The sequence below is a fragment of the Gemmatimonadota bacterium genome (assembly GCA_026705765.1).
Lineage (GTDB): Bacteria > Latescibacterota > UBA2968 > UBA2968 > UBA2968 > VXRD01.
In genome coordinates this window covers 22,346-29,735 of the sequence record JAPPAB010000111.1, presented here as the reverse complement: position 1 = coordinate 29,735, position 7,390 = coordinate 22,346, and the positions used below count along the sequence as shown (strand labels likewise).

The following is a 7,390-nucleotide window of genomic DNA, read 5'->3' as shown; positions in this document are numbered from 1 at the left end:
CTGTACCCAAAAAATCATCCCCTCATCCCCATGCTGTCACGCACTTTTTGCGGGGGCGATTAGCAGAATCCGCAGGTCAACGTGATCGGGCTATTGAAGAACTGCAAGCCGCTGTGCGATACGACTCAACTTCTGCGACGCTCTACAGCGCGCTGGCTCGCAATCTCAATGCTATTCGGCGGTTCAAAAATGCGGTTGAACCCGCGCGGCGAGCCGTTCAAATCGATCCTCAAAATGTGCAAAGCCGCTGGCTCTATTACGAAGCCCTCAGCAGGGGCTTGCGCGATACGACCAGGGCGATTGACCAGTTGAATGCCATTGTGCGCCTCGCGCCGAGAGATCTGAATGCTTATCAACATCTTTTTCAGATTTACGGGGCCAGGGGGCAGCACAGCAAAGTCATAACATTGCTCGATAGCATTGTTGCCATGCCCGGACTGATGGGCTCGCGCGAAAAGCTCTTTGCCGCTGAGGGCTATCACCGGCAGCGCGCGTTTGACAAAGCAGCGCACATTTATCGCGATATCCTCAAGGATGACCCCAATAACGATGATCTCCGGTTTAAGCTGGGTATAACGCATCTCTCCCGGGGCGATACACTATCTGCCGAACAAAATTTTAGGGGGATAATCGCGCGGCAAGATTATAGCGTTACCAGGGAGACCGTCCCGGTTTGGGTTCAGTTAGTACACATTTACAGCCACGAACCCTATCTCAATCGCCTCTTCGAGAAACCAGATGTCCGTCTGGTCGATCAGTTGGGCAATGTGCTTCTCAGAATGGTGAAGGGGCGTCACGACCACGATGAGAAAATGCTATTTGTCGATATGGCCGAACGCGTTCTCAATCACCAGTTGCAAACCGATCCCGAAAATCAGACTCTGCTGGGCATAAAAGCCCGTTTGTTGCTCGATGCCAATCGTACGGCCGATGCGCGCAAAACCTATCGTCACGCCAATTTACAGGGTGAAAAAATCGAGTATCATCTCGGCATTGCCCGTTCGTACAGGGCAGAAGAAAATTGGGCAAGCGCGCAACAGATTCTGGAAAAGCTCCATGGAGACGCACGCCCTGAAAGCGAGTATTACGATCAAATCGCGTTTGACCTCGCCCGCGTTTATTTGCGCCAGAATGAAATTGCCAGTGCGCGCACGATTTATCAACAGGCTGTCGATGCGAGGCCCAAAAATACGGGTTTTCGCTACGAACTGGCGCGTACATATCTTTTTGATCGCAACTGGGAGAAAGCCATTCCTCTGCTGGAGCCACTCGTCGCCGATACGGAAGATAATCCCGAATTTCTCGAGCATGTGCTCTTTGATCTGGGGCGTAGCCTGGAACGAGCGGGACAGTTTGATCGCGCGGTCGAAGTATTTCAACGCCTTTTGGCACTGGATCAGGATCACGCAGATGCCAGCAATTATTTGGGGTATATGCTCGCCGAGCGCGGTGAACGCCTCACCGAGGCAAAAAAGTTAATTGAACGCGCCCTGAAGATTGACCCGGAGAACGGCGCTTATCTCGACAGTCTTGGCTGGGTCTATTATCAGCTCAAGCAGTACGAAAACGCCGCGCGCTGGCTCGACCGCGCACTCACCGTAGAGGAAGAAACCCTTCGCCAAACCGATCCGGGTTCCCCGGTTGTAGATGGGTTGCGCGAGAATCTCGCGGTTATTCACGAGCACGCGGGCGACGCAGCGGAAAAAATGGGTGATTTCTCTCGTGCGAGTTACCACTATGAACGCGCTATAGAATTTGATCCCGATAACCAGACTCTGCGGGAAAAATTCGAAAGTCTTTCCAAAGATGCGAGTTCTTCCGAATAGACGAACTCCACCCCGCTCCAGATGCCAAATGCACAATCGTAGATATCTCCTTATTCTCTTCTTTCTGATCGCTGGTTGCGTCGCCAATCGCCCCGCTCTTTTGCCGCCTGTTACTTCTTCAACCGAATTTTTTGATCTCATCGCTACCCGCTACGACAGCCTGCGCAATCAGGAGGTCCGCGCGAGTATTGACCTCACGATTGATGGGGTGCGCGAACGCAGGGCTTCTGCGCTTGTGCGCCACCGAGTGCCTTCAGATCTCAAACTCGTGGTTGGGGGGTTCGGTACCGTGGTTATGGCCGCGCGTGCCCGGGATGATACGCTGCACGTTCACCTGCCCCGCGAGAATCGCTATCTCGTGGGTCCTCCCGAAGATGTGCTCTATGTGCTCACGGATGTCGATTTGTCCTATTATGCGTATGATCGCGCTATTTTGGGCTTGCCCAATCTTTCCCTTCTGGATGTCTCTCGCGTGGTGCGCTTTGAATCTGGAGAAAAACATATTTTTCTCGAGTTGCAATACGATCTTTATTTGCGCCGTCTCTGGATTGAGGCTGGTACGGGTTTTTTGCGCGAGGAGAGGGTCTATAACGCTGATGGACAACTCGTATCGGCACGCATTCTGTCCGATTATCGCCTGGATGGCGGTTTTGCACTACCCCGGCGTATCGAGATTCGGCAGGGCGAGGATGTCATTCTCATCCAGGTCAAATCGCGCGCTATCAATACGGGGCTATCCGACAAGGACTTTGTTTTGCCCGTGCCCAGAGATGCCACGCGTCACGATATTCAACGATGAATAATGTGATGCGGATAATAAAAAGAGCACTGGTTCACGAGAATCAGTGCTCTTTTATTTTTTGCAAGGTGGAACGCGCCTGTTATTCGTTCAATGTGCCAGGGCTGATGGTGGGACCGAAAAAGAGGGCGTTGGCAAAGAGTTTTTGGGTGCCGTACCAGTAGGCGCGGAAGGTGGGGTTGTCGAGCATGAGTATGACGCGGCCATTGCCCTGTTTGGCGACGAGAGTGGATGCGGTTTCGGCGATGTAATTGTGGTTCTGTTCAGAGATATAACCCGCGAGCAAGGGCTGTTTGGCGTATTGCAAAGGGGTGGCATAAGGGTTTACGGGTTTTATAAAGAGTGTGCCGCGCCGAAAGACTGGCAGGCTATCGCTGCGATACCCATAGGCGAGGGGGTGGGTGCGGTCCAGGTAGGTCTGAAAGATAGCACCGCCAATAATTTGCGCTCCCCGATCGCTGGGTGCATTGATATAAGTTTTGCGTTCGTTGCGGTTTGTTCGATTTCGCTCGATGTATTGGGCACTGGCGAGTTTGGTATTGGTGGCCCAGCGAACCGCACTGTTGAGAGCAATGAGTGTATTGCCCCGGCGCAGCCACTGTTTTAAGGCGTTGACGCCAGTGGAGTCGAGGTTGCTATAAGATCCGCCTGCTGCGATTACTGTGTTATAGCGATTGAGGTCTATATCGCGCACATGGCTGGCGTCTATGAGGCTGATGGCGATGTTATAGCGCTGGTCTAACAAATGCCACACTTCTCCGGCGTTATAGACATCGGCACCTCTGCCTATTAAAAGGGCTATTTGAGGTGTTTCTAGGGGGACAAACCCCGGGCTGCCCAGGTCAATACCACTGTCGGTCTGTCCGGTGGAGACGGCAAATACATCGAGGGCGTCTTCGAGGGCGATTGTTTGCATGAGGTTCCGAATTGTTTGCGGGTCATTTTTTTGAATGCCCATGGGGATGAGTATGGTGCCGTAGTCAAATAAGTGCACATTCCCTGAGTCGGCCACAGAAGGGATGCGCATGCGAAATTGTCGCGAGGCCACTTTGGCTCTTATTCCAGCTTTTTGCAGGCGATAAAGTGCGCGCGGTGCGTAATGTCCCTTCCATTCAAACAGGTACGCATAAGCCCCACGTTCGCCTATATAATCCGCCTGTGTATCGACCGCTGAGTTGAATACAGATAGACGGCCACGAGGAAATTTAGACGGGGGCAACAGGTCGCCAATAAATTCCTGGGATGACGATTTGATCTCGACGAGGGGCATGTTAAATGCCAGGGGCAATGTCCAGGCTGAGACATCGTAAAATAAGCTGTCACGAAAGGTGGTGCGGCGTTCAAACAGGCTGGTGAGTAAGCGGTATTGCGGTTGCGCGGTGGGAATGATATAGGCCGAGCCGGGTGCGAAGGTCTGGCCGCCGATGCGCATGGGGCGGGCGAGGTCGTAGATCTGTATGTGGTGTTGCTGGAGTATGTCGATAAAATGATGGGTGCGCGCTATGTCATCCGGGTCGCCAAAAACATAAGCTTTGATGGCGGCAGCCTCGGCTTCCTGGTATGCGGAGATGTAAAAAGCGCGCTGATGCGATAGCAGTTCGGTGCGCAGTTCATGGGCTGCCTGGAGTGCTGATAGGGCGGTTCTCACCTGATTGCGTATGGCAAAGGGAAAGGAGATCAGTCCGTGAATGCTTTCTTGTATAAGCCCGCGTGCGCTGGCTTGCTCAAAGAGAAGGCCCACGCCGCCATTGAGATCGGGATAGGTCGATCCTTTGCCGATGTAAAAGTCGTCGAATGATTCCCGCGTGTAATATAGTGTGCCGATTTTATCGAGCGCGCTGACGTGGCGTTTGGCGATTTCAGCGGTGAGTTCATAGGTGCGTGCCGGGGTGAGGGGATTGTTGCGCGAGGGTATGCCCGGTTGAAAAAAGTAAGTGGAATTGGTGTTCATTTCATGGTGGTCGGTGAGCATGTTGGGTTTCCAGGCGTGGAATGTTTCAATCCGCCCCCTGCTTTCGGGATGCTGGATGAAGACCCAGTCGCGGTTGAGGTCAAACCAGTAGTGGTTGGTGCGCCCGCTCGGCCAGATTTCTCGATGTTCCCGGTGTTCGGGGTCGGCAATGAGTTGTTTGCCGCGGTGGGTGTTTGCCCAGTGTGCAAAGCGGTCAAAGCCATCGGGATTGGATACGGGGTCGAGCAAGATGACGGTGTTGGCGAGGAGGTTGTCTATGGCAGGACCCTGCGCCGCTGATAGGTGATATGCAATTAATGGCGCGGCGTTGCCTCCGCTGGGTTCATTGCCGTGGATGCTATATCCCATGTACACGACTACGGGCATTGTGTTGATGTCGAGTGCGGGGGACTGGTCCGGGTTTGTGAGTTGCAGGTGTTGCCTCTGGATGGTTGCGAGGTTCTGGTGGTTTTGCGGGGATGTGATGGTGAGCAATAATAGAGGCCGTTGCTGGTGTGTTTGGGCGTATTGCGTGAGGACTATGCGGTCGGAGCGTTCAGCCAATGCGCGCATGTAGTTCGCGATGAGATCGTGCCGCAGGTGCCAATCGCCAATCTGAAATCCGAAAAAGGCTTCGGGTGTGGGGATGTCGGGATTGTAGGTCGTGCCTTCGGGCAGGTAATAGCTGAGGTCAATGCGAGAATGAGCCGGTGTGTTCAGACTGATTAATGCGATGAGGACGATCAATAGACGTGTCATTGGGATGCCTCGTTGTGGGGTGAGAGGACATAACAAGGAAAGAAATTATTAGAAAAAGTCAAATGAGAAGGGTTTGGTCCTTTAAATCAGTTTATTGCCTTGATCCACGGGAGTCATTTTTTTGAAAGACCAGTTGTTGTAAAAAATAAATTGCATCTAAAGTTAAAATATTTTATATTTTTGTGAAACTTTTTGTCTAAAATAGTGTCTAAAACGAAAAAAAGGAGAAAAATGCGTAAAATTATTGAAAAATGTCCCGCCTGTCAGAATGACGTGATTGTCACCCGCATTCGCTGCACGCGATGTGAATGTGAGGTTATTGGAGAGTTTCAGCCCACTATTTTTAACAGGCTGACGCCCGAAAACCTGGCTTTTGTCGAGACATTTGTCCGATTGCGCGGCAATGTCAGAGAGATGACGCGCGAACTCCGCGTGCCCTATAGCACGATTCGCAACCATCTCGACGATGTGATCAAAGCACTCGGCTTTGCAGCGGGAACACATCCCGAGGTGGAAGATTTGTCCACTGCGTCCCAGCAAGAGGTGCTCAACCGTCTCGAATCTGGTGAGATTTCAGTGGAGGATGCAGCGGAAGAACTTAAAAGGATGAATAAATAAAGAAAGGAGTATATTGTGAAAGAAGAACGCATGAAGGTTCTCGAGATGATTCAAGATGGAAAAATAACGGCAGAAGATGCTATGAGATTGCTCGATGCGCTCGGGGATACCGCAGAAGAACCGCAAGGTCAAGGTGAAAGTCGCCAGCGCCGACGCAATGGAGGTCGTCAGCGCCGACGCAGACGCTCTGGTGGTGCAGATATTCAGGTTGAGGTGCAAGAACGCATCCGGGAAGCGCAGGAGACTCTGCGCGATGCTATGCCCAGAGCCAGACGCGCGGTGCGCGAGGCTATGCCCGATGTCAATCGCATCGTGCGCGAAGCTACACGCTCAATTCCCGATGTGGGCGAGATTGTTCAGGAAGCGATGCAAACAGCGTCTGAAGCCGTTGCACAATGGACGGAAGGTAGCGATAGAAAGTATCCCGAAAAAGTTGTTCGGCAATTTGTCGAGACAACACCGATCCAGGTCTCTGATCGTCTGTCCGTACGGACGCCAAAGGGCCATGTTACCTCAAAAATTTGGGATCGCGATGAGGTCCAGATTGACGCGAAGATCTCGGTTTGGGGAACTGATGAAGCAGCGGTGAAGGCTTTTGCCGAGCAGATTGATATTCAAATACGGCGGGAGTCCGGTGCTGTGCAGATACGCCCCAATGTGCCCAAACGCAAAAAAGACGATCCGGTTCGATCTTTGCGGATCGACTTTGAGTTGCGTCATCCCGAAAAAGTTGATCTCGATGTGCGAGCCAGTCGCGGAAATATCACGCTTCCCCAAATTGATGGTGCAGCAACCCTCAACAATAATCGTGGCAAGACGGTTTTTGAAGGTGCGTCGGGCAATATACGTGTCAAACAGAACCGCGGCGATATCGCGGTGCAACACGCTGGCGGTGATTTTATTGCAAACAATAACCGTGGTTCAATTAACGTCAATCGGGTTGGGGGACGTGCGGTTGCAAAAAATAATCGCGGTGCGACGTATCTCAAAAATATTGCCGGTGCAACTACTGTCCATACTGGCCGGGGTGCTGTTGAAATTGAAAATCCCGAAGCGGGCGTCATGATACAAAGCCGCGGCGGCAATATTGCGGTGCGTCCACATAAACCCATTGACGATGACTACGCGATTCAAAATAAAGATGGTGCGGTTGATCTCACCATTCCCGATGGTTCGGCAGTTGATGTACACGGCTATGTCGGGCGCGGGAGTATCCAGACCAACCTGCCTCTGTCTATTACCGGCGTGTCGCGTACTTCACAGGTGGTGACGGGTCAACTCAATGGGGGTGGTTCTAAGGTTGCGATTGAACTCGGTCGGGGCGATCTGAGGTTGTATTCAGATGAGGATATTGAGAGAGATGCGCCTGAAACGCCCACGCCGCCCGAACCACCTGATCCACCTGAGACAGAGAAAAAATAAGGCGGTTTAACAAAA

Annotated in this window: 5 protein-coding genes; 4 read left to right on the top strand and 1 reads right to left on the bottom strand. The window is 52.3% G+C overall.

Annotated elements, in window-relative coordinates; all coding sequences use genetic code 11:
• Together OXH16_15600 and OXH16_15595 are read left to right on the top strand one after the other, a co-directional pair.
• On the top strand, positions 1 to 1,826 hold a 1,826-nt coding region (locus OXH16_15600; GenBank protein ID MCY3682825.1), incomplete at its 5' end, for a tetratricopeptide repeat protein.
• Positions 1,827 to 1,854: 28 nt separating this feature from the next.
• Positions 1,855 to 2,625, top strand: coding sequence for a DUF4292 domain-containing protein (locus OXH16_15595; protein MCY3682824.1), 771 nt, complete (start codon positions 1,855 to 1,857; stop codon positions 2,623 to 2,625).
• An 82-nt stretch (positions 2,626 to 2,707) separates the two neighbouring features.
• On the opposite strand, the gene OXH16_15590 is transcribed toward OXH16_15595, so the two are convergent.
• Entirely contained in the window at positions 2,708 to 5,335 is a 2,628-nt protein-coding gene (locus tag OXH16_15590; protein MCY3682823.1) for a M14 family metallopeptidase, read from the bottom strand.
• A gap of 231 nt (positions 5,336 to 5,566) precedes the next feature.
• Here OXH16_15590 and OXH16_15585 point away from each other — a divergent pair, with 231 nt between their 5' ends.
• A complete protein-coding gene (locus OXH16_15585) occupies positions 5,567 to 5,953 on the top strand; it encodes a DUF2089 domain-containing protein (GenBank protein MCY3682822.1) in 387 nt (128 codons plus the stop codon).
• Positions 5,954 to 5,968: 15 nt separating this feature from the next.
• Positions 5,969 to 7,375, top strand: a complete 1,407-nt coding sequence (locus OXH16_15580) for a hypothetical protein (GenBank protein ID MCY3682821.1) — start codon at positions 5,969 to 5,971, stop codon at positions 7,373 to 7,375.
• Positions 7,376 to 7,390: the final 15 nt, after the last annotated feature.

What these genes read in the sequence shown, in the direction of transcription:
- OXH16_15585 (MCY3682822.1), top strand. Translation starts at nt 5,567, where the DNA reads ATGCGTAAAATTATTGAAAAATGTCCCGCCTGTCAGAATGACGTGATT.
- OXH16_15590 (MCY3682823.1), bottom strand. Translation starts at nt 5,335, where the DNA reads ATGACACGTCTATTGATCGTCCTCATCGCATTAATCAGTCTGAACACA.
- OXH16_15595 (MCY3682824.1), top strand. Translation starts at nt 1,855, where the DNA reads ATGCACAATCGTAGATATCTCCTTATTCTCTTCTTTCTGATCGCTGGT.